The following is a 25,910-nucleotide window of genomic DNA, read 5'->3' as shown; positions in this document are numbered from 1 at the left end:
CATACGGAACGAGTGGAGGGAGAGGATGATGAAGACCTTGGGATTGCGCGCCCGGCGTCCGCGCCAGGACAGTATCGCGGCGGCCAGTCTGGCCGTGCTCGCCATCTGTCTCGCCTCCACGCCAGCCTGGGCGCAGACGACACCGGCCCCCGCTCAGACCCCCGTCGAACCCGGTCAGGCCACGCCCGTCGAGGGGCAGGGCAGCCTCCCGCCCGGCACCGAGGACGATGGCGGCGCGACCACGCGGGACATCATCGTCACCGGGTCGCGCATCACCACCGGCGGTTTCACCGCGCCGACGCCGACGACCGTGATCGGCGAGGAGCAGATCGCCGCCAATGCGCAGCCCAATGTGTTCACCACGGTCGCGCAGCTTCCTTCGCTCCAGGGATCGACCGGCACCGCAACCAACACCTTCAGCACGTCGAGCGGCCAGCAGGGGCTGAGTTCCTTCTCGCTGCGTGGTGTCGGTGCGATCCGTACCCTGACCCTGCTCGACGGCCAGCGGGTTGTCGGCGCGAACGTGACCGGCGTGCCGGACATCAGCCTGTTCCCCCAGCTTCTCATCAAGCGGGTCGATGTGGTCAATGGCGGCGCGTCCGCCTCCTATGGTTCGGACGCGGTCGGGGGCGTCGTCAACTTCATCACCGATACCCGGTTCAAGGGGATCAAGGGCAATATCCAGGGTGGCGTCACCACCTATGGCGACGACGAGCAGGTGTTGATCCAGCTCGCGGGCGGCACCAGCCTGCTGAACGACACGGTGCACGTCATCGCCAGCACCGAATATGCGCATGAGGATGGCGTCGGCGGCGGCGATTTCGGCATCGGGCTGGCGGGCGGGCGCGACTGGTTCCGCCAGTCGACGCTGATCAATCGCAACGTCCTGAACGACGGGTCGCCGCAATATCTGTTCCGCGACTATGCCCAGTCCTACAACTACACCAAGTATGGCCTGATCACGGCGGGTCCGCTTCAGGGCATCGCCTTCGACCAGTCGGGCAACCCGTTCCAGTTCCAGTACGGCTCGAACGGTGTGCCCGCGCGCGACGCGGCCGGTAACGTCCGGGGCTGTCTGCCCGGATTCTGTCAGGGCGGCGACCTGTCTGGCAATGTCGATGCGGGCCGATCGCTGCAATCGAAGATCCAGCGGGTGAACAGCTATGGTCGTATCGGCTATGACTTCGCACCCAATGGCGAGATCTATGGCACGATCAATATCGGCCAGGTGAAGACCAACAACCAGCCGGTCGGCGGCCAGAACCGCCCCAACCTGACCATCCAGTGCGCCAACCCTTATGTCCCCGCGCTGGTCCAGGCCGCCTGCGCCACGGCGGGAATCACCAATTTCCAATATGGCACCAGCAATGCCGCGCTGGGCAACAGCCAGGTCTATACCGATCGCCGCCAGTTCCGCTTCGTGGCGGGGGCCAAGGGACGGGAAGCGGTCGCGGGCTCCGACTGGTCCTACGACATCTATTTCGAGCACGGGACCAACTATACCGATGTCGATGTCAGCAACATCATGCTGTCGCGGCGCTTCAACCAGGCGATCAATGCGACCACGCTGAACGGCGCGATCGTCTGCGCCGATGCGACCGCGCGCGCCAATGGATGCCAGCCGCTCAACATCTTCGGCGGCAATCCCTCGGCGGCGGCGCTTCGCTATATCATGCCGGAATATGGCCCCTATCAGCGGACCCGGCAGACGCAGGACGTGATCAGCCTCAATTTCTCGGGCTCGCCCTTCTCGTCCTGGGCCGGGCCGGTGTCGATCGCGTTCGGCGGCGAGTTCCGCCACGAATTCTACCGCGTGCGCGCCGATCCTTATGGCGCGGGCTTCGCCAACACGCCCGCCAACGCCGCCTATCCCGCCGACCCGGTGCTGCTGGCCGACGGCAACAACTGGTATGCGGGCAATTACAAGAATGGCGGCGGCGCCTATAGCGTGAAGGAGGCTTTCCTCGAGGCCGACCTGCCGATCATCAACTCCGATGCGGGCGGCCGGGCCAATATCAACGGCGCGGTGCGCGTCACCGATTACAGCACCTCGGGCACCGTCTGGGCGTGGAAGATCGGTGGCACCTGGGACCTGCCGGTGGACGGCCTGCGCATCCGCGGCGTGACCTCGCGCGACGTGCGCGCGCCCAATCTGTCGGAATTGTTCGCCGCCCCCGTGACCACGACGCTGCCGGGCTTTTTCGATCCGTTCCGCAACGTCACCGTGCTGGCGCTTCAGAACACGATCGGCAACGTCAATCTGAAGCCCGAAATCGCGCGCAACACCACGCTGGGCATCGCCTTCTCCAATTCGCAGGCGATACCGGGGCTCAGCCTGTCGGTTGACTATTACAAGATCAAGATCACCGACGTCATCTCCAGCCTGGGCGCACAGGATATCGTCAATCTGTGCTATCTCAACATCGCGCCGGAGACGTGCGGCGTCTTCAACCTGAACAATTCCAACGGCCCGAATTACATCAACGTCCAGTCGTTCAACCTGGCCTCGATCCTGACCGACGGCTTCGATATCGAGGCGAGCTATCGCTGGCGCAATCCGCTGGGCCTGCCGGGCAGCCTGACCCTGCGCGCGCTGGCGACCAATATCCGGCGCTTCATCACCGATACCGGCCTGCCGAACACGATCCCCAACGACACGGCAGGCGTGAACATCGGCAATACGCCCAAGTGGAAGTGGCTGGCGGTGCAGACCTATGCCACCGACGACTGGTCGCTGCTGCTCCAGGAACGCTGGTTCAGCGACGGCAAGCTGGGCAACCAATATGTCGAGTGCACCACCGGCTGCCCCGCCTCGACCGCGAACCGACCGACGATCGACCGCAATTTCATTCCCGGTGCCTTCTATTTCGATATCGGCGGCACCTATAATGTGACCAAGGCGGTCACCGCCTATTTCAAGGTCGACAATGTGTTCAACCGCGATCCGGCCCCTTCGCCCTATTTCGTGAACCCGGCGCTCTATGACGTGCTGGGCCGCGTGTACCGCGCGGGCGTGCGCTTCAACTTCTGATGGGCGCGGGGACCATGACGATAGTGCGGATGATCGCCTCCCTGCTGCTGCTGGCCGCGCCGGGGGCGGCCCTGTCCACCGATCGGCCGGGGAGCAACCCGATCATCCGCGACCGCTTCACTGCGGACCCGGCGCCGCTGGTCGTGGGGAACCGTCTCTACCTCTATGTCGGGCATGACGAGGCGCAGCGGGACGAGATGTTCAACATGAAGGAATGGCTCGTCTATTCCACCACCGACATGCGGCAGTGGACGCCGCACGGGCCCATCATGAACGTCAAGGACTTCAAATGGGCCAAGAAGGACGCCTGGGCCAGCCAGACGATCTACAGGCACGGCAGATACTGGTTCTACGCCGCCGTCGAGCATGACGACAGCCATCCCGGCAAGGCGATCGCGGTCGCCGTCTCGGACAAGCCGACGGGGCCCTTCGTCGATGCCAAGGGCGCCGCGCTGATCACCAATGAGATGACGCCCAAGGGCACGCATAGCTGGGAGGATATCGACCCGACCGTGCTGACCGACGATGACGGCACCACCTGGATCGCCTGGGGCAACCGGCAATGCTATATAGCCAAGCTAAAGCCCAACATGATCGAGATCGACGGCCCGATCACCGAGATCACGCCGCCGCATTTCGAGGAGGGGCCGTGGCTGCACAAGCGGGGCAAGCTCTATTACCTGACCTATGCCTCGCTCGACCGGACGACGCAGCGGGACGAGCATGTGTCCTATGCCACCGCGCCCTCGCTAAAGGGGCCATGGACCTATCGCGGGTTGCTGACTGGTTCAGGCAAGTACAGCTTCACCATCCATCCCGGCATCGCCGAGTTCAAGGGCAAGTCCTATCTGTTCCTGCACAACGCCACGCTGGCGATCGGCGACCAGAGCGGTTCGATCGGGCGGCGCGCGGTGACGGTCGAGCGACTTTACTACAACGCTGACGGGACGATGAAGCCGGTGGTCCAGACCTCGGCCGGCGTCACGGCCCCGGCGCGGTAAGCGGTGACGCCGGACCCATCACGCCATCCCGGCCCGCGCCGGGGCGAATGCCGATCGGCCTCAGGAACGCGGCGGCGCGGTGGAGTCGCGTTCGACCAGATGATGCTCCAGCAGCGTGACGCGCGGGCAGCCCGTGACCTTGGGAACGCCCCCGCGAATCTCCTGGATCAGCATCTGGAGCGCGGCCTCCGCCAGCGCGCGGACGGGCTGGTGAACGGTGGTCAGCGGCGGCCAGAGGGTCGTCGCGGCGGTGCTGTCGTCGAAGCCCGCTACGGTCAGGTCGCCCGGCACGTCCAGATGCCGCCGATGCGCGACCGAGACGATCGCGGCGGCCATGTCGTCGTTGCTGGCGAAGATCGCGGTCGGCGGCGTGTCGCTGTCCAGCAGGGCTTCGCCCGCGACCAGGCCCGAGGCATAGCTGTAATCGCCCTGCACGACCTGGGTGTCGAGGCCGCCTTCCTCCTCGATCGCCGCGCGGAAACCCGACAGTCGCGCCTGGCTGGCCGACTGGTCGGGATTGCCCAGTACGAAGCCGATCCGCTTGTGACCCAGTCCGATCAGATGACGGGTCATGTCATAGGCGGCGCGGGCATTGTCGATGCCGACGCATACCGCATCGGGGGCAGCGCCGCCGACCACCGCGACCGGCAGCCCGGCCTCGCGCAATATCTCGCGCACCACCGCCGATTCGCCCAGCGGCGGCGCAAGCAGCACGCCCGCGATCCGCTGCGCGATCAGTCCGTCGATCGCGGCGCGGGTCGGCGGCCTGCCATTCTCGCCCTTCAGCAGGAACAACTGCGCCGCGCGGGTCGAGGCTTCCTCGAACACGCCGACCAGCAACTCGCTCATGAAGGCCGCGCTGGGGTTGGAATAGATCACGCCGATGCGAATCTCGCGCGAGGTCACCAGGCTGCGCGCCATCATGTTGGGTGTGTAGTTCAACTCGCCGATCACCTGGCGGACATGCGCGCGCACCTCGTCGCGCACCCCGGGATCGCCGTTGATCACCCGCGATACCGTCATCGGCGAAACGCCCGCCGTCTTGGCCACATCGATGATCGTCACGCCACGCGGGCGGTTCCGGGAACGCGTCAAAGGCCCAACATCCTGTCCTCGCCGGCCATGGGGCCGCTTTTGTTGCGGACAGCCGTGCCTTGTCCCGGTGGAAAAGGTCAATGCCGCGAAAGCGGGCCACCGGCCTTGTCGGCGAAAATCCTGATGCTATCGAAAGGGGCGGCGTGACGCGATTTCCCTATATCCGATGGACGATCATCGCGCTGTTCGTGGCGGCGATGGTCATCAACTATCTGACGCGCAGCATCCTGGGCGTCGCGGCCCCCGCGATCATGACCGAGCAGCATATCTCGGCCCAGCAATATAGCTGGATCACCGGCGCCTTTCAGTTCGGCATCATGTTCCAGCCGGTGGCGGGCTATCTGCTTGACCTGATCGGCCTGAAGATCGGGTTCACCCTGTTCGTCGCGGTCTGGTCCTGCATCACCATCGGGCATGGCTTCGCCAATGGCTGGCTGGGGTTCGCCGGACTTCGCGGCGCATTGGGGCTGGTCGAGGGGTCGGCGCAACCGGCGGGCATGAAGGTCGTCGCCGAATGGTTCCCGGCGCGCGAGCGCGGGCTGGCGGGCGGTCTCTATCAGATCGGGGCGTCGTTCGGCGCGGTCTTCGCGCCGCCGCTCGTCGCCTGGGCGGTGTTCCATCATAGCTGGCGCGCGGCCTTCTTCGTGGCGGGCGGGCTGGGCCTGTTATGGGTCGTCGCCTGGCTGTTCTGGTATGCGCCGCCGCTGCGCCACCGGGCGCTGTCGACGCGCGAACGCACCCTGATCGTCGAGGGGCAGGAGGCCGCGCTTGCCCGGCACCGCCGCCGCCCGCCGCTGGGCGCGTTGCTGCGCCGTCGCAACCTCTGGGCGATCGCCGCCGCGCGTTTCCTGGCCGATCCGGTCTGGGGCATGTTGTCGCTGTGGATGCCGCTCTACCTCGTCCAGGCGCGGCATTTCGACCTGACCCAGATCGCGCTGTTCGCCTGGCTGCCCTTTCTGGCCGCCGATATGGGATGCCTGTTCGGCCCCGCCGTCGTCGCCTTTCTCCAGCGGCGGGGCGTCAACCTGATCGATGCGCGGCGTGGCGCCTTCACGCTGGGCGCGGTGCTGATGACGGGCATGATGTTCGTCGGCAGCGTCAACAGCCCGGTCGCGGCCGTCGCGCTCCTCTGCCTGGGCGGGTTCGCGCATCAGACGCTGTCGGTCACCGTCATCACCCTGTGTTCGGACCTGTTCCCGCAGGATCAGGTGGCGACCGCGACCGGCGTGTCGGGGACGGCGGCCAATCTGGGCGTGCTGCTCTTCACCCTGACCCTCGGCTCGCTGGTCGATCAGGTCGGTTATCAGCCCTTCTTCATCCTGCTCGGCCTTCTCGATCTGGCCGGTGCGGTTCTCCTCTGGACCCTGGTGCGCAAACCCGCATGACCCCGATCAATCCCATATTGCGCGGCTTCAATCCCGATCCGTCGATCGTCCGGGTTGGCGAGGATTACTACATCGCCACCTCAACCTTCGAATGGTTTCCCGGCGTCCAGATCCATCATAGCCGCGACCTGGTGAACTGGACCCTGGTCGCGCGGCCGCTGTCGCGCGCAGGGCAGCTCGACATGCGCGGCGATCCCGACAGTTGCGGCGTGTGGGCCCCCGACCTGAGCTACGCGCAAGGGCGGTTCCACCTGATCTTTACCGATGTGAAGCGCTATGGCCGCACCACCGTCGACGGGGCCAAGGGCGCGTCGCTGCGCGATTTCCACAATTACTGGGTATCGGCCGAGCGGATCGACGGCGACTGGTCGGACGCGGTGTATCTGAACAGCAGCGGTTTCGACCCCGCGCTGTTCCATGACGATGACGGGCGGAGCTGGCTGCTCAACATGCTGTGGGACCACCGCCCCGACCGGCGGCGTTTCGCAGGGATCGTCGTGCAGGAGATGGACCTGGCCAGCGGCCGTCTGCTGGGCGAGCGGCGGGTCATCTTCGAGGGGACGTCGCTCGGCTTCACCGAGGGGCCGCATCTCTACAAGCGCGACGGCTGGTATCATCTGCTCGTCGCCGAGGGCGGGACCGAGCGCGGTCATGCCGTGGTCATGGCACGGTCGCGCGCGCTGTTCGGTCCTTACGAAACCCATCCCGATGGGCCGGTCCTGACCGCGCGCGACACGCCACAGGCGCCGCTCCAGCGGACCGGGCATGGCGACCTGGTCGACACGCCCGGGGGCGAAACCTGGATGGCCTATCTTTGCGGTCGCCCGCTGCCGACAAGCGATCGCTGCGTGCTGGGCCGCGAGACGGCGATCCGGCGCATGGTCTGGGGCGAGGACGGGTGGTTGCGCTGTGCCGAGGAGCCGCCGGTGGCGGAGGGGGCGACGCCGGTGGTGGCACGCGACACGTTCGACGGCCCCGAACTGCCCGCCGCCTTCCAATGGCTGCGCACGCCCTATCCCGAGCATATCTTCAGCCTGACCGAGCGGCCGGGCCATTTGCGGCTTTACGGGCGCGAGACCATCGGCAGCCATTTCACCCAGGCGCTGGTCGCGCGCCGCCAGACCGCGTTCCGCTATGACGCGCGCACGCGGATCGACTTCGCGCCCGCGCATTTCCAGCAGGCGGCGGGGCTGGTCTGTTATTACAACAGCACCAAATATGTCTTCCTGCACCTGACCGCCGACGATGCGGGCGCGCGGGTGATCCAGGTCCTGTCAGTCCTGCCGATCGGCGAGGGACGGAGCCTGCTCACCCCGCCGGTGGCCGTGCCCGAAGGCCCGGTCGAACTGCGTGCCGAGGTCGATCACGAACGCCTGCGCTTCGCCTTCCGAGCCGGCGGTGCGGTGGACTGGCAGTGGCTGCCCGAGACGTTCGACGCCAGCCTGCTCTCCGACGAAGCGACCTTGCCCGGCCTGCCCAATTTCACCGGCAGCTTCGTCGGCATGGCGTGCCAGGACATGGCGGGCACCGGGCGGCCCGCCGATTTCGCCTGGTTCCACTATGTCGAGCCGTCCTGCGACTGACGGGGACGGCGACACCCCCGGCGGCGCCTATTGCGGCTGCGGATCGCGCACCGGCTTTACATAGCGGTCAAGCCAATCGGTCATCTGCCACAGGGTTTCACCGGTCGATTCCAGCGCGCGATAGCCATGCGGCTCGTTGGGCAGGACGACATAGCGGACCGTCGCGCCATTGCCCTTCAGCGCGGCGTACATCCGCTCCGACTGGATCGGGAAGGTACCCGAATTGTCGTCCGCCGCGCCGTGGATCAGCAGGATCGGCGACTTGATCCGGTCGGCATAGGTGAAGGGCGACATCTCGGTATAGGTCAGCGTCGCCTGCCAATAGGTGCGCTGTTCCGCCTGGAAGCCGAAGGGGGTAAGCGTGCGATTATAGGCTCCCGACCGCGCGATCCCGGCGCGGAACAGGTTGGTGTGCGCCAGCAGATTGGCGGTCATGAACGCGCCGTAGCTGTGGCCGCCCACGGCGATCCGGTTCCGATCGGCGACGCCCAGCTTGACGACCGCATCGACCGCCGCCTGCGCATCCGCCTGCAATTGTTTGACATAGGTGTCGTTGGGCTCGGCGCCGTTCTCGCCGATGATCGGCATCGCCGGATCGTCGAGCACCGCATAGCCCTGGGTCAGCAGGAACAGGTGGCTGATCCCGCGCGGTCGGACGAAGCGATTGCCTTGGTCCACCGTCTGCCCGGCCACCTTGGCATCGGTATATTCGGACGGATAGGCCCAGAGGAGGGTCGGCAGCGGCCCGTCACGCTTCGCGTCATATCCGGCGGGCAGATAGAGCGTACCCGACAGCGGCAGGCCGTCGGCGCGGTTGTAGGTGATCGTCCGCTGCGTCACATTGGCGAAGACCGGCGCGGGGTCGGCGAAGTCGGTGATCGCCCTGGCCGTGCCGCCCCTGACGCTGCGGATCATGTAATTGGGGGCGAGCTTGGCGCTTTCCCGTCGGGTCAGTATCCGCGCGCCCTTGTCGTCGAGCAGCGAAACGACCTCTTCATAATAGGGGGCCTTGGCGGTCCACAGCCGGGTCTGCTCGCCACCCGCGATCGGCATCAGCGCCAGGAAGGGGAAGGCTCCCGCCTTGGTCGCGCCCTCGCCGGTGACGAAGACGGCCTTGTGATCGGGGGTGAAGCGCATCACCGGCTTGCCCGCGGCATTCTCCTCGGTGAGGGGGAGGCCGGGGTCGCCATATTGGTCCTGATAGTTGCGGGTCGCGAGCAGTCGCGCATGGCCCGGTCGGGCGGGCGCGACGGCATAGCGGCGTTCGGACCGCGTCTTCCACTCGCGATCGACGACCAGGGCGAAGCCGTCATCGCCCCACATGGTGCCGGCATAGCGCTTGACCGTTCGGGCCAGTTCGACCGGTTCTGCAGTGAAGGGCGCGGCCTGCATCATCAGCCGGTCGTGATTCGGCACGTCCGCCTTGGGATCGCCGCCGTCCAGCGCCTCGGCCCAGACCAGGGTGGCGGGGGCGTCGCTGCGCCATTCCGCCTCGCGCGGGCCCTTGACCACCGCATCGAAATCGACCGGCAGTTCGTCGGCCAGCGGGCGGTCGACCAGCACCCGGCCCTGATGGCCGCCGCGTATCTGTTCGACCGCGATCTCGGTGGGAAAGAAAGGGGCGGGCAGTAGATAGCTATATGGGCGTTTGAGCCGTTCGGTCAGGATGAACTGGCCATCGGGCGAGACGCTGAAGCTGCGCCACAAGGCCTTGGGTTTCAGGGCATGGATCGCGCCGTCCGCGACATCGACCACCCCCAGGACACTGGTGAAATAATAGTCGAACAGCGCCTCGTCATTCGCGTTCTTCAGCAGATCCTCATAGGTGCGCGCGGCCGATCGGCGGCCGTTGCTTTCCTGCACGACCGGGCCGGTCGGCGTCGGGTCGGTACTTGGCGCCGCGCCGCGATCGGTGGGAACCAGCCGTACCACCAGGGAACGACCATCGGGCATCCACGCATAAGCGCGACCGAAGGCGGCGTTCAGCCCGCCCACCAGGCGGCGCGCCTGACCCGAACGATCGGCGATCCACAGCGCCAGCCCGTTCGGCTCCTGCGCGACAAAGGCCATCCGGCTGCCATCGGGCGACCAGTCGGGCGTGGAGAAGCGGGTGCCCGCGGGCAGGGGAACGGCCACGATGCGTCCGCTCGCGACGTCCTTGAACGACAGGGCGTTCAACCACTGCACCCGGACCTCGGCCGGGCCGTTGGTGGCCGGATCGATGCGATAGCCTGCCAACCGCAGGATCGGCTTGGAGAGATTGGCGATCAGGGGCAGATTCTCGCGCCCCAGAATGGCCAGCGTCCTGTGATCGGGACTGACCGCGACGGCCGGGGTAGGCGGGGTTTCCAGGATGCGCGCGATGGCGTCGGGCGCACGATGATAGGTCGTCGTCGGTTCGGCCGCCCAGGCTGCGCTCGATGCCAGCAGCGCCGCCAAGCATAACGTGATCCGAACCATCATCTTCCCCGTTTTTCGAATGAAATCGATGACATGATGTCGGCTGAAAGGGGGGCGGGCAAGCCCCGTTGCGGACGGGAGGGCTTGGGCGGTGACTGGGCCCCGATACTGAAGGACAGGGACAGCGCCCCGTCCCTTGTCCTTCTCTTTTCCGGGCGGATTGCACCGCACCTCCCGCTGGCCTTTGCGGGGTGTTGGCGTGTAGAGGCGAGGACATGGCAGAGACTCATCCGCCCCGCTCCGGGTCGCGTCGATGGACGCCCGCGCGCTATCGTGCGCTGTTGCGTGCACAGGGGCCGGGATCGGTGCGCTTCCGCACGCGGATGGCGATCCTGATCGGTGCGGTGGCGATCGGTCTGGCCGCGACCCTGTTCGCCGAGGCGGCGGACCTGGCGGGCGAGATGTTCGGCCATTTCGCCGCGCGCTATCATTGGGCGCCGTTGATTGTCACGCCCTTGCTGTTCGCGGGCCTGGTCTGGATCACCCGGCGGTTCGTGCCGCTGGCGCGCGGGTCGGGCATTCCGCAGGTGATGGCGGCGCAGGCCGATCCCGAGCGCGCGACCGAGGGACTGGTGTCGATGCGGACCGTCATGGGCAAGGCCGCGCTGACGCTGGCGGCGGTGCTGGGCGGCGCGTCGGTCGGGCGCGAGGGGCCGACGGTGCAGATCGCCGCGGCGATCATGGGGCTGACCCATCGATTACTGGGCGTACCCCTGCGCGGGGCGGTCCTGATCGCCGGCGGCGCGGCGGGGGTTGCGGCGGCGTTCAACACGCCGCTCGCCGGGCTGCTCTTCGCGATCGAGGAACTGGCCTCCGCCTATGAGCAGAAGGTGACCCTGCTGGTCATCGCGGCGATCGCGATCGCGGGTATGGTCGCGCAGTCGGCACAGGGCGATTATGTCTATTTCGGCGTGATCGGCGCGCATATGCCGATCGTCAGCGCGCTGCTCGTCGTGCCGGTCGCCGGGGTCGTGGGCGGACTGGCGGGAGGCGGTTTCGCGCGGCTGATGCTGATGGCGGCCACGGGCACCAACCGGCTGACCCGGTGGAGCAAGGCGCGGCCGATCCTGTTCGCCGCCCTGTGCGGACTGGTCGTGGCGGCGCTGGGCGTCGGCACCGGGCTGACCTGGGGTACGGGTTACGGTGCGGCGCGGGCGATGATCGTCGGCGTCGATGCGCCCTTGTGGTTCGGCCCCGCCAAGTTCCTCGCCACGCTCGCGACCGCCGTGGCGGGACTGCCCGGCGGTATCTTCGCCCCCTCGCTGGCGGTGGGGGCGGGGGTCGGCAACCTCCTGAGCGCCATCTATCCGGGCTCGCCGGTGTCGGCGATCGTGATCCTGGGCATGGTCGCCTATTTCGCGGGCGTCGTCCGCGCGCCGCTGACCGCCGTGATCATCCTGTCGGAGACGACCGCGAGCCGTGGCCTGATGCTGCCCATGTTCGCCGCCGCCTTCATCGCCGACGGGGTCAGCCAGTATGTGTGCCGCGAAAAACTGTATCACGGCCTGTCGCGCACCTTCGCGATGCGGTGAGGGGGGCTATTCCTCCCGCGAGCCCATGCGCTGCGCCACCCAGGGTTTTTCTAGCGCGATGCCCGCCAGATTCTGCGTCCGCCTGATGTGGCGCAGGCGAAACCGGCCCGTCGGGCGCGGCAGGTCCGACCAGAGCCGGAAATGACCGCGATAGGCGGGCGGCACGCGCACCCGGCCCGACGCCTGCCCGATCACCGCCGCCGAATCGCCCATCAGCAGCGCGTCGACCAGCCCATGCACATGGGCCAGCCGGGTCGCGGCGATCAGCGCCAGCCACTCGGCATCCATGCTGTCGCCCGCACCGAGACCCCGTTCGATATGGGCCTGCCCCCCGACTACCACCGCCCACTCCATGCCGGTCGGGCGCAGCCCGCCGTCGAAGAAGATCTTCACGCCGCCGCCGTGATGCTGTGCGCGACCGCCTCGGCCGTCTTGATGCCGTCGACCGCCGCCGACAGGATGCCGCCCGCATAGCCCGCGCCTTCGCCCGCCGGGAACAGGCCGCGCGTGTTGAGGCTGTGCCCATCCTCGCCGCGCGTGAAGCGGACGGGTGAGGAGGTACGGGTCTCGACCCCCGTCATCACCACGTCCGGGTGATCATAGCCGGCGATCTGGCGACCGAACACGGGAATCGCCTCACGCATCGCCTCGATCACGAAATCGGGCAGGCATTGCGACAGGTCGGTCGGGGTGACGCCGGGGCGATAGGAGGGCGTCACCGTTCCCAGCCCGGTCGATGGGCGACCCGCCAGGAAATCGCCGACGCGCTGTGCAGGGGCCTTGTAGTTCGATCCGCCCGCGATGAAGGCCTGCTCCTCCAACTGGCGTTGCAGCGTGATCCCCGCCAGCGGATCGCCCGGATAGTCGCGTTCGGGATCGATCGCGACGACGAAGCCCGAATTGGCGTTGCGTTCGTTGCGCGAATATTGGCTCATGCCGTTGGTCGCGACGCGGCCCTCTTCGGAGGTCGCGGCGACCACGGTGCCACCCGGGCACATGCAGAAGCTATAGACCGTGCGCCCGTTCCGGCAGTGGTGCGAGATGTGATATTCCGCCGCGCCCAGGATCGGATGCCCCGCCTGATGGCCGAACCGCGCCCGGTCGATCCACCCTTGCGGATGCTCGATGCGCACGCCGACCGAAAAGGGCTTGGCCTTGACATGCACGCCCGCGGCCTGGAGCATCGCGAAACTGTCGCGCGCGCTGTGGCCGATGGCGAGGACGACGTGATCGGCCTCCAGATAGCCGCCGCCATTCAGGTGCAGGCCGCGCACCCGCCGCGCGCCCGAGCCATCGATCTCGATGTCCAGCCCGTCGACGCGGGTGGAGAAACGATATTCGCCGCCCAGTTCCTCGATGGTCGCGCGGATGCTCTCGACCATGGTGACCAGGCGGAAGGTGCCGATATGCGGATGCGCCTCGGTCAGGATCTCCGGTGGCGCCCCCGCCTTGACGAACTCGGTCAGCACCTTGCGGTTCAGATGGCGCGGGTCCTTGATCCGGCTGTAGAGCTTGCCGTCCGAGAAGGTGCCGGCGCCCCCTTCGCCATATTGGACGTTGGATTCGGGGTTGAGGACGCTGCGCCGCCACAGGCCCCATGTGTCCTGCGTGCGTTCGCGCACCACCTTGCCGCGTTCCAGGATGATCGGGCGATGTCCCGCTTGCGCGAGCACCAGCGCGGCGAACAGGCCGCACGGCCCCGCGCCGATGACCACCGGGCGCCTGGCACCGGGCGGCGGAGCGGAGGGGAGGTGATAGCGGGTGTCGGGCGTCCGCTGCACGTCGCGGTCGCGGCGGAACCGCTCCAGCACGGCGGGTTCGTTCTTCAGCGTGACGTCGACCGAATAGACGAGCTGGATATTGCCCTTGTCGCGTGCATCATGCCCGCGCCGGGCCACGGTGAAGCGGATCATGTCGCGCGGGGTCACCCGCAACCGGCGACAGATCGCGGCGGGCAGTGCCTCGTCCGCGTGATGGAGAGGCAGTTTCAATTCACTCAGGCGGATCATGTCCTGCGCCATACAGACTTGCGGGCCTCGCCGCCAATCCGGCTTTGCGGCTGCGTCAGCGGGCTTGGGCGGGGAGCGTCAGCATCTTCTGGACGATACCGTCGCCCTCCCGATAGGTGCGAAAGCCCATCGCCTCATAATAGCGCAGTCCCATCGGATTGTCCGCGCCGATAGAGGCGTCGATCGACGACAGCCCGGCCTGGACGGCGGCGTGGTGGCTGGCGGCGAACAGGGCGGTGCCCACACCCCGCCGGTGCGCGCGGGGACGGATATGCGTGCCGATAATGCCCCAACCCTGCGGCACGCCGTATCGATTGCCAGGCGTTGCGCGGACCAGGGACTGAAAGCCCAGCATTCCGTCATCGTCCAGCGCGATGCTGCACCATATGCTGTCGGGGTTGGTGATGTAATGCGATCGGACAAAGGCTTCGTCATGCGGGCGCATGCGACCGGTCAGCGCGATGATATCGAGAAGCACACCGGACATGCCGGGCGCGTCGCGGTCGTCGGCGGGACGGATGTGCACGCAGGGCTGCTCCTTTCCAGGCGGTGGCGCCGCAGCCTATCACGATCCACCGGGGAGCTACATCCTGCCCGCGCGACGACGCACCGGAATCTCGGGCACGGCGGCCTGCGCCATGATCTCGGCCTGGAGCATCGCCCAGCGGACGCCGAACCAATATTCGCCACGCTCGACCCGGATGATCGCATCATGGCTGGTCGCGACATCCTCGATCGCTGTCATTTGCTGGTCCGGCACGTCGAAAAAGGCGCGAACGATCGGCGTGGTGGGGCTTTCCCCCTCGCGCACCACGATCCCCAGCCGATTGGAATTCAACCGGACCAGCGCGCCGAAGGGCTGGATATCCAGGCTGGCGATGAAGGCGCGCAGTATCTCCGGGTCGAAATGGCCTTCCCATTCGATCATCTGGGCCAGCGCTTCGTGCGGCGACCAGGCGCGCTTGTACGACCGGATCGACGTCACCGCATCATAGACGTCGCATACCGCCGACAGCCGCGCGAAGAGGCTGACTTCCTCGCCCTTCAGGCCGTCGGGATAGCCGGTGCCGTCCATCTTTTCGTGATGATGGCGGCAGACGTCCAGGATTCGAGGGTCGAGGTCGTCGATGTCGAGCAGGATGCGGTGCCCCAGGCCGGGATGCAGACGCATCTGCGCCAGTTCGCCTGCGTCCAGACGACCGGGCTTGTCGACGATCTCCGGCGCAATCTGCATCTTGCCGATATCGTGGAGCAGCCCCGCCATTCCGGCGACATGCACATCTTCATCGCTCATGCCCAACTGGCGGGCCAGCCCCATCATCAGCGTGCCGACCGCGACCGAATGGATATAGGTATATTGGTCCGTGTCCTTCAGGCGGGTCACCGCGATCATCGCGCCGGTGCCCTTGTGGGTCGCCTGGGCGATATCCTCGACCATCGAAACCAGGTCCGCCGTGCGGATCACCCGGCCAAGACGCGCTTCGGCGAAAAGCCGGGTCACTGCGGCCGTCGCCTTTGCGGCGGTCGCGCTTGCCAATTCCAGTTCGGTCGGCGGCTTGCGGCGGCGCGGACGGATCGAGGTGACGACCGCCGCATGAGGCTCGGGCTCGGGAGCCGAGCGCGGTTGTGGAATGGGCGGTTCGCCCGATTCCAGGACGTCGGGCTTGGCGACCAGCGTCAGGCCGCGCCCCTTGGCAAGATCGATGGTGATATGGGCCACGTCCCGGCGAATCTTTTCGCGATCCGCAGGGTCGATCAGCAGGAAGCTCTTCCGCCAGAAGGGGTTCATCAGCCACGAACAATGCAAGGCGTGAACATACATGCCCAGCTCCGCCTGCCTGCCCTCGATACGGACGTACCGATCCTTGTCCTCACGCTCGCTCATGCCAGCATCCGTAGCCGAGATGCAGTAAAGGCTTCGTTGCGGTCGCGATGGTGTCGGGAGAGGGGTGGGCTATGCTAAGTCATGATCATAATGGGCAGTTTCGGATTCAATTGATCATGACGCCATTGTCATGACGATTTAATTTTCTGCGCGACATGCTCATTATGGTCTCTTTGGCCCGGTCGGGTGTCGGCGCGTCAGGCGAATCGACCGGCCGTCATCCTCGACCGACAGATCGAACAGGGCGGCGATCAGCGTCAGGCTCTGGACCGGGGTGTCGAGCCGGAATCGCCCGTCGAACCGCAGGTCCGCGAGGGCGTGGTCGGTCAGCTGCACGGGATGCGGGCTGTAGCGGCCCAGCCGGGCGACGGCATCGCCCAGGCGGATGCGATCACCCGACAGCCAATGGTCCTGCCACCCCTCATAGCTGGCCGGATCGAAGCGGTGCAGCAGGATGCGGTCCGAACCGGCCTCCGCCCAATGTCCGGCGGTCACCACGACGGGGGGCTGGCCGGGCACGGTCAGGCGGACGCGCCCGCGGAATACGCGGAGTTCGCTGCGCCCCACGCCGCGATCGACGCTGAAATTGGTACCGAGCGCCACCATCTGCCCATCGGGCGTGGAGACGGCGAAGGGGCGGGCGGCATCATGGCGCACCTCGAACCGCGCGGCCCCCCGGGTCAGGGCCAGGTCGCGGGCGGTATCCGAAAAGGCGATGGCGACGCCGGATGCGGCATCGAGCGCCATGTCCGATCCGTCGGGCAGGGCGAAACGACGTTGCTGCCCGGTGGCGCTGGCATAGCTTTGCGCGACGATGCGGTCGTCGGGACGGCTCGCCCGCCACAGCAACGGCGTGGCGATGGCGGCGGCCAGTGCCGCGGCGATTCCCACACCCAGCCGTCGTCGGATCGGTCGGGCGGCGGCCGCCCAGCGGCGAAGGCGCGGACGCGGGGTGGGGGAGACGCAGCAGCGGGCACGTCGCGCTGCGCCTGTTCCACCATGTCGAACAGCGCGGGATCGCCGAGCAATCGTACCATCCGCCCCAGGGCCGCGCGGTTCTCCGCATCACCGCGCAACCAGTCGGCCAGCGCGATGCGCTCATCGGGGGAGAGGGTGTCGAGCCGGTCGGCCCAGTCGGCGGCCTCCTCCATCCGGGTCAGGGCGGCGGGATCAGTCATGCGTGACGCTCCGACGCAGCGACAGGTCGTCGATACACCCCGCCAGATCGACCATGGCGCGGGCCAGATGCTTCTTCACCGCCTCGACGCTGATCTCCATCTCCTCGGCGATCTGCTGTCGCGACTTGCCCTCCAGATGCCGCTCGACAAAGACCGCGCGGCGCTGGGCGGGCAGGCGCGACAGCGCGGTGCGGAACCGGTCGAAACGCTGGCGATAGTCGAGCACCTCGTCGGCCAGCGGCATCGCGCAGGCAATGTCGGGATCGACCGATGCATGATCGGTGGCGCGGGCCCATCCCCGCTCTCGCCCGCGATTGTGGATGACCGAGTCCGCGACCCGGAAGGCATAGGCGAGCGGCTGTTCGATCACCTGTTTGCGCTCCTGTTCGATCACGCGCATGATCGCTTCCTGCACGACATCCTCCGCCTGTTCGGGGTCGCGAAGCCGTCGGCGGACATAGGTCAGCAGGCGTTCCCGCCCCTCGGCCATCCAGGCGCCCGGTTCGGTCATTCGGTCCCGCCCAAGAAGAGCCGGTGGCGAGGCATCCGGGGACATTCCTCATCGAAAAGAACCGCGCCGACCCCGTGGACGGGACCGGCGCGGCCTTGGGCTGACGTTGCGGCCCTGCTGTCCCGGCCCTGCGTCCCGGCCCTGCTGTCCCGGCCTTGTGACCCTGCGCGTACGGGACATCAAGGCCGGGCGTGGCAGGTGGATCAGAAGGTGACCCGGACACCTCGTGCCGGAGCGGGTGACGACATAGAGCCGCCTGGTGCTGTTCGAATATTGCCGTTCGCGCTGGTTGGTCAGGTTGGTGCCGTTCAGCGTCAACTGGACGTTCTTCGTGACCGCATAATGCGCCGACATGTCGACATAGACGGTGCCCTCGAACCCGGTCACGTCCTGATCGGGGCCGAGCGCCGTCAGCACTGGCGACGCGCTGAAGATATAGCCGCTGCGATAATTGGCCGAGACCCGCGCGTCGAAGGCCTTGTCCTGATAATAGAGGGTGGCGTTGGCGTTATACTTGCTCAACCCCTCCAGCGTCGTCGGCATGCTGCCCGCATAGATTTTCGAATAATCCAGCCGCGAGTCGACATAGGTGACGTTCACCGCCGTCCCCAGCCGGTCGAAGGGGGCGGGCAGGAACTTGAAATCGGTCTGGCCCGACAGTTCGATGCCGAACAGGTCGGTCTTGGCGAGGTTCACCGGCCGCGAGAAGCTGTCGATGATCGCCGTTGCCGATGCGGAAGACGCCGGGATCGGGCAGCCGCATCGCCCGCGTCGCGCGGACAAAGGCGCCAAGCCCATCCTCCGCGCGCCAGTGCAGCGCCAGCGTGGCGGCGGTGCGCGCGAGATGCCGATGGCGGGTGTCCCATATCCCGGACGGCACCGCGATCCGGTCATCGGCGAGGGTTTCGGCCGCGCCGCCATCGATGGTCGCCGGACGCTCGACCCTGGCGGACAGCACCGCGCGCTCGTGCCGCAGTCCCCAGTCCAGCCGCCAGTGATCGGCGAAGCGCCATTCATCGGCGGCATAGAGCGCGATCATGCGTTGTCGTCCGTCCAGCGACTCATAGGTCGATCCGCGACTGACCAGCCCGCCATCGGTCGCCCGTCCGATCACCCGGCCGCCCGCATCCAGCGCCAGCAGATCGAGCAGCCGCCCCTGCGCCCGCGCCTCGACCAGCGCACGGGCGACGGCGCGGCGGAAGCGCCAGTCATAGCCGACGCCATAGAGCCCGATGGTCAGCTCGTGATGCCCCGCCGCCTCCACCATGCGGGCATAGGACAGGTCGGCGACCGCTTCGTTCAGCCGGATATCGGCGGCGACGGGGTTGAGCAGGATCACCCGGTCGATGCCCGGCAGCGCGGCAAGGTCGCCGCCATCGCGGCCATCGCCGGCGTGGCGCAGCGCGACCGCGACCGCGACCGTTCCCGGAAAGGCGGCGGCGCGGCAGCGCGTCCGCCATGGCCTGTCCCGCCGACACCGCATTGCCCGAGGAGGACAGCGCATAACGTTCGGTCCGCGACGCGCGGTAATGCGCCCGCAGGGTCAGCGTACCCCCGGCCAGCGGACGGATCATCGCCAGCGCCGGGGTTACCAGCCGGTTGCGATTGTTGCGCCCCAGCGGCCTGTCACCCAGCGCGGCGAAGCGCAGCTTTCTCAGATCGGGGCCGAAGAAACTCCCCCGGCGGGGGTCGAAGCCGGGCAGCGGGCTCAGCCGCCCCCGGTCATAGCGCATCGGAACGGGCGAGACGTTGAGCGTATCATCGTCGAGTAGATGCAGCGCCAGCGTCACTTGCCCGCCGCCACCCATGTCATGATCGACCCGCAGCCGCATTTGCCCGCCGCCGAGGGTGGAGGCGATCCGCCGCACGCTCGGATCGCGGGCGACCATGCCGCCGCCGATCACCCGCCATCCGGGGGCGATCGGGCCGGTGGCATAGCCTTCCCAGCGGATCAGGCCATAGTCGGTCAGGGTGGCGCGCAGCCGTGCCGCCGGGTTTGCGGCGGGGGCGCGGGTGCGCATGTTGAGCACGCCACCCGGCGCATTGCTGGCGAAGATCGCCGAGGGCCCGCCACGCACATAGTCCACCGACTCGATCATCAGGTCGGGGCGGACGAACTGGTCGATATCGGTCCAGGGCAGGGTATCATGCTGCACCGGCAGACCATCCTCCTGCACCGCGATCGCCTGATAGCCGTCGAGCGGAATGCCGCGCACGCGGATGGTGTTGGCCGCCACCCCGGCCGAAGTATCGACCCACAGTCCGGGCAGGCCGGTGAGCAGCTCGGCCATGCTCTGCGGCGCGCGGCGGGCCAGTTCGACGGGGCCGAGATGCGATGCGGAATAGCTGCGGTCCAGTTCGTCCTGCACGCTGACCCCGCGCCGTCCGGTGACGACGACGTCTGCGCCGATGACCGGCGGCAGGGGAGTGGCATGGCGAGCGGGCGAGACGAGGGGGCGGTCGCTTATCTCCTCACCGAGCTTGCTCGCGCGCACGACGATCCCGCCCGGCATCCGGCGGCAGGACAGGCCGGCGGCGCTGCACCATCGCCCCAGCGCCTGCGACAATCGCATCCGGCCGCGCAGCGCGGGGATGCGCCGCCCCGCCAGATCGCCCGGCCGCACGACCAGCGCCTGCCCCGCCTGACGAGCGAGCCGGTCCAGTCCCGCCGCCGCCGTCCCGGCGGGCAGATCGATATCGAGCAGCGGATCGACCTGTCCGGCCGAGGCGAGCGGCAGCGCGAGGGCGAGCGTCATCTGCCCGGCTCCTTCGCGCGCCGTCCTCCGTCACCGTCCGTCCCGCCGATCATCCCGCCACCCGCTCCATCCCGGAGCCTCCGCGCGGTCGCCTAGCGTCGGATTGTGTAGCCTGCATGTCACAGCAGGGTCGTTCATGACGCTATATTCATGAGAAGCATTATCAATTTCATTGACTGTGCGAATGTCTCTCAATAGCGAGCGCGCCCTTAAGGGGAAAATATCATGTCACATTCGTTCATCGCCCTGTCGTGCGTTGGCTTTCTGGCAACCGCTCCCGGTATCGCGGCGGCAGAGGATGCCCGCCCAGTCGATCCGGCCGCCGAGACCCGCGCGCAGGACGCGGCCGGGCAGCGCGACGTCATCGTCACGGGTCAGCGCGCCACGGGCGCCGCAGCGCTGGAAAGCCCCAAGGCGACATCACCGTTGCTCGACACGCCGCAGACCATCACCGTGGTCAGCGAACAGACCATCCGAAAGCAGAATCTCCAGACGCTGCGCGACGTGCTCCAGACGATTCCGGGCATCACCTTCGGCGCGGGCGAAGGCGGCGGCGGTTATGGCGACTCGATCAATCTGCGCGGCTATTCGGCGAACAACGACGTCACGATCGACGGCGTTCGCGACAGCGCGCAATATAGCCGCACCGACCCGTTCAACCTGCAGCAGGTCGAGGTCTATAACGGCGCGAACAGCGTCTTCAACGGATCGGGATCGGTCGGCGGCACGATCAACCTGGTCTCCAAGGTGCCGACGCCCGAGACGCTGACCATCATGCAGGGCTCGGTCGGCACCGACAATTATTATCGCGGCGCGATCGACAGCAATGTGCGCGCCTCTGACCTGGTCGCGGTGCGGCTGAACGCGGCCTATCACCACAATGACGTGCCCGGTCGCGATGTCGAGAAGATGGAGCGCTGGGGCATCGCGCCTTCGGTGACGATCGGCATGGACGGCCCGACCAGCCTGACGCTGGCCTATGTCCATCAGGAGGATCGCAACACGCCCGTCTATGGCGTGCCCTATTTCGACAATGGCATGGTCCATGGCTTCGTGCCGGGGGCGAGCCGCAGCGCCTATTTCGGGATCGCCAATCTCGACCGCCAGGACATCACGGTCGACCGGCTGACCGCGACCTTCCGCCATGCGATCGACGATCACCTGAGCGTGCGCAACCTGACCCGCTGGCAACAGGTGAAGCAGAACAGCGTCACCTCCGCGCCGCAGGGGACGTTCTGTCTGGCCTCGACCGGGCTTCAGCCGGTGACGACGGCGGCGGGGAGCACGATCGGTCAGGCTTGCCCCGCCACCGTCCCGGCTGGTTTCTATCTGCCCTCCGGCCCGCGCGGCCTGGTGCGGAACCAGGAAAACCAGATGCTCTACAACCAGACCGATCTTCGGCATGAGGCGGGGGCCAAGGGCGGCCTGCACAATGTCCTGAATGTCGGCCTGTCGGGCATGATCGAGAATTACCGGATCACCCAGGGATCGCTGCTGCGCAATGCGAATGGCAGCGCGGTGTCGCCCTTGCCCCTGATCTCGATCGCCAGCCCGAACACCAACTATACCGGGCCGGTCAACTTCACGACCACCGCGCAATCGCGTAGCGAGACGCGCAACCTGGCGGTCTATGCCTTCGACACGCTGGAGCTGAACCGCTTCTTCGAACTGAACGGCGGCGTGCGCTGGGAAACGCAGGACGCCAATTTCCGCGCCCTGCCGCTGACCGTCGTGCCGCCGGGTTCTACCCAATTGACCGCACTCCAGGCCCGGCCGCAGGTGAGCAGCGAACGGCTGTTCTCCTGGCGGATCGGGGCCGTATTCCATCCGGTCGAGAATGTCAGCCTCTATGCGGGCTATGGCAATGCCAAGTCGCCCTCGTCCACGACCGTCCGGCTGGGTTGCGGCGTGCCCGCGACGGCGACGGCGGCCGATCCCTGCGCCGTCGCGCCCGAAACCGCCAAGAATTACGAGGCGGGGATCAAGGCCGGGCTGTTCGACCGCCATCTGGAACTGACCGCCGCCGTCTTCCGCAATGAGCGGACCAATTACCGCGTCCCGTCCAACGATCTTTCGCTGCCCGCCAATCTGCAGGTGCTCGACGGACGCAGCCGGGTGGACGGCATCGCGCTGGGGGCGTCGGGGGCGATCACCCATGCGTGGACGATCTTCGCCAACTACACCTATCTCGACGGCAAGGTGCTTCAGAGCATCTTGAACCGCGACAAGGCGGCGGGCGTGGTCGATCCGCAGGCGGGCACCCAGCTCTTCCAGACGCCCAAGCATTCGGGCAGCCTGTTCACCAGCTACAAGCTGCCCTTCGGCCTGGAGGTCGGATATGGCCTGACCTATCAGGGCGCGTTCGTGACCAATGCGCCGGTGCTGGCGAACCCGGTGCAGTTCCGGGTGAACGACTATCTGATCCACCGCGCCTTCCTGGCCTATACCCTCGCGCAGCGCTGGACCTTGCAGCTCAACGTCCAGAACTTCACCGACGAGAAATATGTGACGGGCGTCCGCAACAATGTGAACGCGACGACCGGCATCGTCACCGGCGGCTGGGCGGTGCCCGGCGACCGGCGACAGGCGACGCTCAGCCTGTTCTACAACTTCTGAGCAGGGTAGCGTTGCCGTCATGCTGATCGCGATTCCCAACGTGCTCGATCCCGCCGGCGTGGCGGCGATCCGCTCCGTCATCGATGCGGGGGCATGGGCCGACGGCAACGCCACCTCCGGTCCGCAGGCCGCGCTTGCCAAGCGCAACGAGCAACTGCCCGAGGACTCCGCCGCCGCCATCCAGGCGGGGCGGATGGTCCTCGACGCGCTGGGCCGTTCGCCGCTGTTCGTGGCGGCGGCCCTGCCGCTGAAGGTCTATCCGCCGCTGTTCAACCGTTATGCGGGCGGGCAGGCGTTCGACGTGCATGTCGACAATGCCGTGCGGCTGAAGCGCGGCAGCGACTTCCGCATGCGCAGCGACCTGTCGCTGACGCTCTTCCTCGAAGACCCTGCCGCCTATGACGGCGGCGAACTGGTGGTCGAGGATCTGTTCGGCGAACAGCGGGTCAGGCTGGGCGCGGGCGATGCGGTGCTTTACCCCGCCTCCAGCCTCCACCGGGTCGAGCCGGTGACGCGCGGCACGCGGGTCGCCTCGTTCCTGTGGATCCAGTCGATGGTCCGCGACGATGGCGAGCGCCGCATCCTGTTCGACCTAGACCGCGCGATCCAGCGCATCGGGGCCGAGAAGGGCCAGGGCGATCGATCGGTGGTCGAACTGACCGGGGTCTATCACAATCTCCTGCGGCGCTGGGCGGACGCCTGATACCGCTCAGAAGCGTCCCCGCAACGTCACCCGCACATTGCGGGGCGTGCCCGGCATCGTCCACACATCGGCATAGCTGCTGGCGACATAATAGGTGTCGAACAGATTCTCGAGGTCGAGCCTGATGTCGAAGCGCGGAGTCACTGCCCAGGTCGCATCGGCGCGCACGATCGTATAGGCGGGCAGGCGATAGCCGGTGGCGAAGGGATCGCCGTTGCGCGCGCCGACATGGCTGGCCCCGCCGCCGATCGTCACCGCCCCGATCCGCTGATGCAGGTCGAGCGCGGCGAGATGCCGGGGCACGTTGGACAACATCGTGCCGATCAGCGCCGGGTTCTTGTCGTTGCGCACCGTCGCGTTGGTATAGGTATAGGTGCCGGTCGCGGTCAGCCCGTTCGCCAGCGTCAGGTCGGCGACCGTCTCGATCCCGCGCGACCGCTGACGCCCGATCTGCGTCTTGACGAACGGATCGGTGGCATTGGGATTCAGCACGTTGCGCTTGGTCATGGTGAACAGCGCGGTCTGCCCGGTCAGCGCGCCGCCGAAGAGCGTATATTTCGCGCCGATCTCGGTCGACGTGCTCTTTTCCGCGTCGAAGCTGCTGATCCCGTCGGAGGGATTGAGCCGCAGCGACTGGCCCCAGCTGGTGAACAGCGACACATGCCGCGTCGCCGCCCAGGTCAGCCCGGCGCGGGGCGTGATGCCACGGTCCACCGTGTCGAGCCGCAGATCGCCGCGCACATGGTTCACCATCGTCTCGCGAAAGCTGTTCCAGCGCGCACCGATCAGCGCGGTGACGTCGCCAAAGCGGATCAGGTCCTGCGCATAGATGCTCTCGCTGCGGAAGCTGTGGTGGCGATCCTGGAACGGCGCGGGCACCGGCAGCGGCTGGCCATAGACGGGGTTGAAGGCGTCGATGGTCAGGATCGGCGCACCGGGCCGCCCGCGCGCCTGGTCCATGCGGAAATCCAGGCCATGGCGCACCCGGTCGACCCCGATGCGAAGCTCGTGCGACAGGCCGAGCCAGTCGGTCTTGGCGGTCAGCTCGACCCGGCCGGTCAGATCCTGCCAGCGGAAATCATGATAGCGCCGCGATCGCCCGATGGTCCGGCCGTCCGCCTGCACCCCGCGCGCGCCGAAATCGACCTGCGTCGCATAGCCGCGCAGGAACCCGTCGCGGCTGGAGAGCCCGGCCTCCAGCGAGATCCGGTCGTTGAGCGCGGCGAACAGGCTGCCCTGCTGCCAGACCATCCGCTGCGTCATCCGGCCATCGGCGGGCTCGCCGAGAAAGGTGTCGCGGTCCATCGCCCGCGCATCGCCCTTGATCGCCGCCACGCCGCGATCGATCGGCGCGCGGTTGCGCATGAACTCGGCCTGGTACAGCAGGCGCAGGTCCTGGCTGGGCGTGAAGGCCAGCGAGGGCGCGAGCAGAAGTCGGTCGGTATGGACATGATCGCGGAAGCTGTCGCCCTCCTCCGTCACGCCGATCATCCGCACGGCGAGCGTGTCGGTCACGGGGCCGCTGATATCGCCCGTCGCGCGCACCCGGTTCCAGCTGCCATAGCTGAGCGTTGTTTCGCCCTGGCGGGTGGCGGTCGGCGCCTTGGTCACGATGTTGAGCGAACCGCCCGGCTCGCCCAGCCCCGACAGCGCGGCGGCCGCGCCCTTCAGAAATTCGAAGCGTTCGACCGTGGCGGTGTCGATCGGCGCGTTGAAGCCCAGATTGCTGCTGAAGCGGTTGATGAGCACGTCCGGGCCGCTATTCTCGTTCCCGGCAAAGCCGCGGATCGCATATTTGTCCCACAGGCCGCCAAAGTCGTTCTGCCGCGCCACGCCGCCCGCCAGGTCGATCGTGTCGTCCAGCCGCGTCGCGCCCAGTCGATCGATCAACGGACGGCCGATGATGCGCAACGACTGCGGATAGCGGAGCGGCGAGGTGTCGGCTCCGGTGATGCTGGCGCTGGCATCGCGCAGGCCCGTGACGATGATATCGCCGGGTCTATCCGTCGCATCCGAAGAGGGCGTCGTCGTCTGCGCGCCGACATTCTGGCCCATCGCCAGCCCGGCCAGCAACACCGCACCCCCCAGCACCTTTACCACCACCCCTGTCCCCCATATTCCTCGATCGGCGGCCGGGCCAATATCGATAATGATAATGGTTCGCA

19 protein-coding genes are annotated in these 25,910 nt (G+C 67.3%); 8 read left to right on the top strand and 11 right to left on the bottom strand.

Annotated elements, in window-relative coordinates; translation table 11 throughout:
* Nucleotides 1-25: 25 nt before the first annotated feature.
* Both ABDV78_RS01470 and ABDV78_RS01465 read left to right on the top strand, forming a co-directional pair.
* Entirely contained in the window at nucleotides 26-3,031 is a 3,006-nt protein-coding gene (locus ABDV78_RS01470; RefSeq protein ID WP_343525394.1) for a TonB-dependent receptor, read from the top strand.
* A 29-nt stretch (nucleotides 3,032-3,060) separates the two neighbouring features.
* Nucleotides 3,061-4,032, top strand: a complete 972-nt coding sequence (locus ABDV78_RS01465; protein WP_343525393.1) for a glycoside hydrolase family 43 protein — start codon at nucleotides 3,061-3,063, stop codon at nucleotides 4,030-4,032.
* A gap of 60 nt (nucleotides 4,033-4,092) precedes the next feature.
* Here ABDV78_RS01465 and ABDV78_RS01460 read toward each other — a convergent pair whose 3' ends face one another.
* Nucleotides 4,093-5,127, bottom strand: a complete 1,035-nt coding sequence (locus ABDV78_RS01460; protein ID WP_343525392.1) for a LacI family DNA-binding transcriptional regulator — start codon at nucleotides 5,125-5,127, stop codon at nucleotides 4,093-4,095.
* A 143-nt stretch (nucleotides 5,128-5,270) separates the two neighbouring features.
* Between ABDV78_RS01460 and ABDV78_RS01455 the strand changes: the two genes are divergently transcribed.
* Together ABDV78_RS01455 and ABDV78_RS01450 are read left to right on the top strand one after the other, a co-directional pair.
* Nucleotides 5,271-6,512, top strand: a complete 1,242-nt coding sequence (locus ABDV78_RS01455) for an MFS transporter (RefSeq protein ID WP_343525391.1) — start codon at nucleotides 5,271-5,273, stop codon at nucleotides 6,510-6,512.
* A complete protein-coding gene (locus ABDV78_RS01450; RefSeq protein WP_343525390.1) occupies nucleotides 6,509-8,095 on the top strand; it encodes a glycoside hydrolase family 43 protein in 1,587 nt (528 codons plus the stop codon). Before ABDV78_RS01455 ends, ABDV78_RS01450 begins: the two co-directional genes overlap by 4 nt.
* 27 nt (nucleotides 8,096-8,122) lie before the next feature.
* Here ABDV78_RS01450 and ABDV78_RS01445 read toward each other — a convergent pair whose 3' ends face one another.
* Nucleotides 8,123-10,558 carry a prolyl oligopeptidase family serine peptidase gene (locus ABDV78_RS01445; RefSeq protein ID WP_343525389.1) on the bottom strand — a complete coding sequence of 812 codons (2,436 nt, stop codon included), beginning with the start codon at nucleotides 10,556-10,558 and terminating at the stop codon, nucleotides 8,123-8,125.
* Nucleotides 10,559-10,770: 212 nt separating this feature from the next.
* Here ABDV78_RS01445 and ABDV78_RS01440 point away from each other — a divergent pair, with 212 nt between their 5' ends.
* Nucleotides 10,771-12,087, top strand: coding sequence for a chloride channel protein (locus tag ABDV78_RS01440; RefSeq protein ID WP_343525388.1), 1,317 nt, complete (start codon nucleotides 10,771-10,773; stop codon nucleotides 12,085-12,087).
* 6 nt (nucleotides 12,088-12,093) lie between these two features.
* Here ABDV78_RS01440 and ABDV78_RS01435 read toward each other — a convergent pair whose 3' ends face one another.
* From ABDV78_RS01435 to ABDV78_RS01415, 5 genes are all read right to left on the bottom strand, one after another.
* Nucleotides 12,094-12,480, bottom strand: a complete 387-nt coding sequence (locus ABDV78_RS01435) for a hypothetical protein (RefSeq protein ID WP_343525387.1) — start codon at nucleotides 12,478-12,480, stop codon at nucleotides 12,094-12,096.
* Nucleotides 12,477-14,096 carry an NAD(P)/FAD-dependent oxidoreductase gene (locus ABDV78_RS01430; protein WP_343525386.1) on the bottom strand — a complete coding sequence of 540 codons (1,620 nt, stop codon included), beginning with the start codon at nucleotides 14,094-14,096 and terminating at the stop codon, nucleotides 12,477-12,479. The genes ABDV78_RS01435 and ABDV78_RS01430 overlap by 4 nt, the downstream gene beginning before the upstream one ends.
* Before the next feature lie 55 nt (nucleotides 14,097-14,151).
* Complete coding sequence (locus ABDV78_RS01425) at nucleotides 14,152-14,622, bottom strand: GNAT family N-acetyltransferase (protein WP_343525385.1); 471 nt, start codon at nucleotides 14,620-14,622, stop codon at nucleotides 14,152-14,154.
* A 57-nt stretch (nucleotides 14,623-14,679) separates the two neighbouring features.
* Complete coding sequence (locus ABDV78_RS01420) at nucleotides 14,680-15,981, bottom strand: HD-GYP domain-containing protein (RefSeq protein WP_343525384.1); 1,302 nt, start codon at nucleotides 15,979-15,981, stop codon at nucleotides 14,680-14,682.
* A gap of 162 nt (nucleotides 15,982-16,143) precedes the next feature.
* On the bottom strand, nucleotides 16,144-16,872 hold the full coding sequence (locus tag ABDV78_RS01415; RefSeq protein WP_343525383.1) for a FecR domain-containing protein: 729 nt from the start codon (nucleotides 16,870-16,872) through the stop codon (nucleotides 16,144-16,146).
* On the opposite strand from ABDV78_RS01415, the gene ABDV78_RS01410 reads away from it, so the two are divergent.
* Nucleotides 16,854-17,165 carry a hypothetical protein gene (locus ABDV78_RS01410; protein WP_343525382.1) on the top strand — a complete coding sequence of 104 codons (312 nt, stop codon included), beginning with the start codon at nucleotides 16,854-16,856 and terminating at the stop codon, nucleotides 17,163-17,165. The genes ABDV78_RS01415 and ABDV78_RS01410 overlap by 19 nt on opposite strands.
* Here the strand turns inward: ABDV78_RS01410 and ABDV78_RS01405 are convergent.
* From ABDV78_RS01405 to ABDV78_RS01395, 3 genes are all read right to left on the bottom strand, one after another.
* Entirely contained in the window at nucleotides 17,152-17,670 is a 519-nt protein-coding gene (locus ABDV78_RS01405) for a sigma-70 family RNA polymerase sigma factor (RefSeq protein WP_343525381.1), read from the bottom strand. The two genes, ABDV78_RS01410 and ABDV78_RS01405, sit on opposite strands and share 14 nt — an antisense overlap.
* A 48-nt stretch (nucleotides 17,671-17,718) precedes the next feature.
* Entirely contained in the window at nucleotides 17,719-18,468 is a 750-nt protein-coding gene (locus ABDV78_RS01400) for a TonB-dependent receptor (protein WP_343525380.1), read from the bottom strand.
* Between the two features lie 410 nt (nucleotides 18,469-18,878).
* Complete coding sequence (locus ABDV78_RS01395; protein ID WP_343525379.1) at nucleotides 18,879-20,426, bottom strand: TonB-dependent receptor plug domain-containing protein; 1,548 nt, start codon at nucleotides 20,424-20,426, stop codon at nucleotides 18,879-18,881.
* A 225-nt stretch (nucleotides 20,427-20,651) separates the two neighbouring features.
* On the opposite strand from ABDV78_RS01395, the gene ABDV78_RS01390 reads away from it, so the two are divergent.
* On the top strand, nucleotides 20,652-23,042 hold the full coding sequence (locus ABDV78_RS01390) for a TonB-dependent receptor (protein WP_343525378.1): 2,391 nt from the start codon (nucleotides 20,652-20,654) through the stop codon (nucleotides 23,040-23,042).
* A 19-nt stretch (nucleotides 23,043-23,061) separates the two neighbouring features.
* Nucleotides 23,062-23,745 (top strand): Fe2+-dependent dioxygenase, encoded by a 684-nt coding sequence (locus tag ABDV78_RS01385; protein ID WP_343525377.1) that lies wholly within the window; start codon nucleotides 23,062-23,064, stop codon nucleotides 23,743-23,745.
* Nucleotides 23,746-23,751: 6 nt separating this feature from the next.
* Here ABDV78_RS01385 and ABDV78_RS01380 read toward each other — a convergent pair whose 3' ends face one another.
* Nucleotides 23,752-25,845, bottom strand: a complete 2,094-nt coding sequence (locus tag ABDV78_RS01380; protein ID WP_343525376.1) for a TonB-dependent siderophore receptor — start codon at nucleotides 25,843-25,845, stop codon at nucleotides 23,752-23,754.
* Nucleotides 25,846-25,910 lie beyond the last annotated feature (65 nt).

This window comes from Sphingomonas sp., assembly GCF_039594485.1.
Classification (GTDB): Bacteria; Pseudomonadota; Alphaproteobacteria; order Sphingomonadales; family Sphingomonadaceae; genus Sphingomonas.
Note: the sequence above shows the minus strand (reverse complement) of the source record. Positions and strands in the feature narration are given on the sequence as shown.

Coding starts and splice junctions, on each gene's coding strand:
- ABDV78_RS01470 (WP_343525394.1), top strand. CDS start 26: ATGATGAAGACCTTGGGATTGCGCGCCCGGCGTCCGCGCCAGGACAGT.
- ABDV78_RS01465 (WP_343525393.1), top strand. CDS start 3,061: ATGATCGCCTCCCTGCTGCTGCTGGCCGCGCCGGGGGCGGCCCTGTCC.
- ABDV78_RS01450 (WP_343525390.1), top strand. CDS start 6,509: ATGACCCCGATCAATCCCATATTGCGCGGCTTCAATCCCGATCCGTCG.
- ABDV78_RS01445 (WP_343525389.1), bottom strand. CDS start 10,558: ATGATGGTTCGGATCACGTTATGCTTGGCGGCGCTGCTGGCATCGAGC.
- ABDV78_RS01440 (WP_343525388.1), top strand. CDS start 10,771: ATGGCAGAGACTCATCCGCCCCGCTCCGGGTCGCGTCGATGGACGCCC.
- ABDV78_RS01430 (WP_343525386.1), bottom strand. CDS start 14,096: ATGATCCGCCTGAGTGAATTGAAACTGCCTCTCCATCACGCGGACGAG.
- ABDV78_RS01420 (WP_343525384.1), bottom strand. CDS start 15,981: ATGAGCGAGCGTGAGGACAAGGATCGGTACGTCCGTATCGAGGGCAGG.
- ABDV78_RS01405 (WP_343525381.1), bottom strand. CDS start 17,670: ATGACCGAACCGGGCGCCTGGATGGCCGAGGGGCGGGAACGCCTGCTG.
- ABDV78_RS01400 (WP_343525380.1), bottom strand. CDS start 18,468: ATGGGCTTGGCGCCTTTGTCCGCGCGACGCGGGCGATGCGGCTGCCCG.
- ABDV78_RS01395 (WP_343525379.1), bottom strand. CDS start 20,426: ATGACGCTCGCCCTCGCGCTGCCGCTCGCCTCGGCCGGACAGGTCGAT.
- ABDV78_RS01390 (WP_343525378.1), top strand. CDS start 20,652: ATGTCACATTCGTTCATCGCCCTGTCGTGCGTTGGCTTTCTGGCAACC.
- ABDV78_RS01385 (WP_343525377.1), top strand. CDS start 23,062: ATGCTGATCGCGATTCCCAACGTGCTCGATCCCGCCGGCGTGGCGGCG.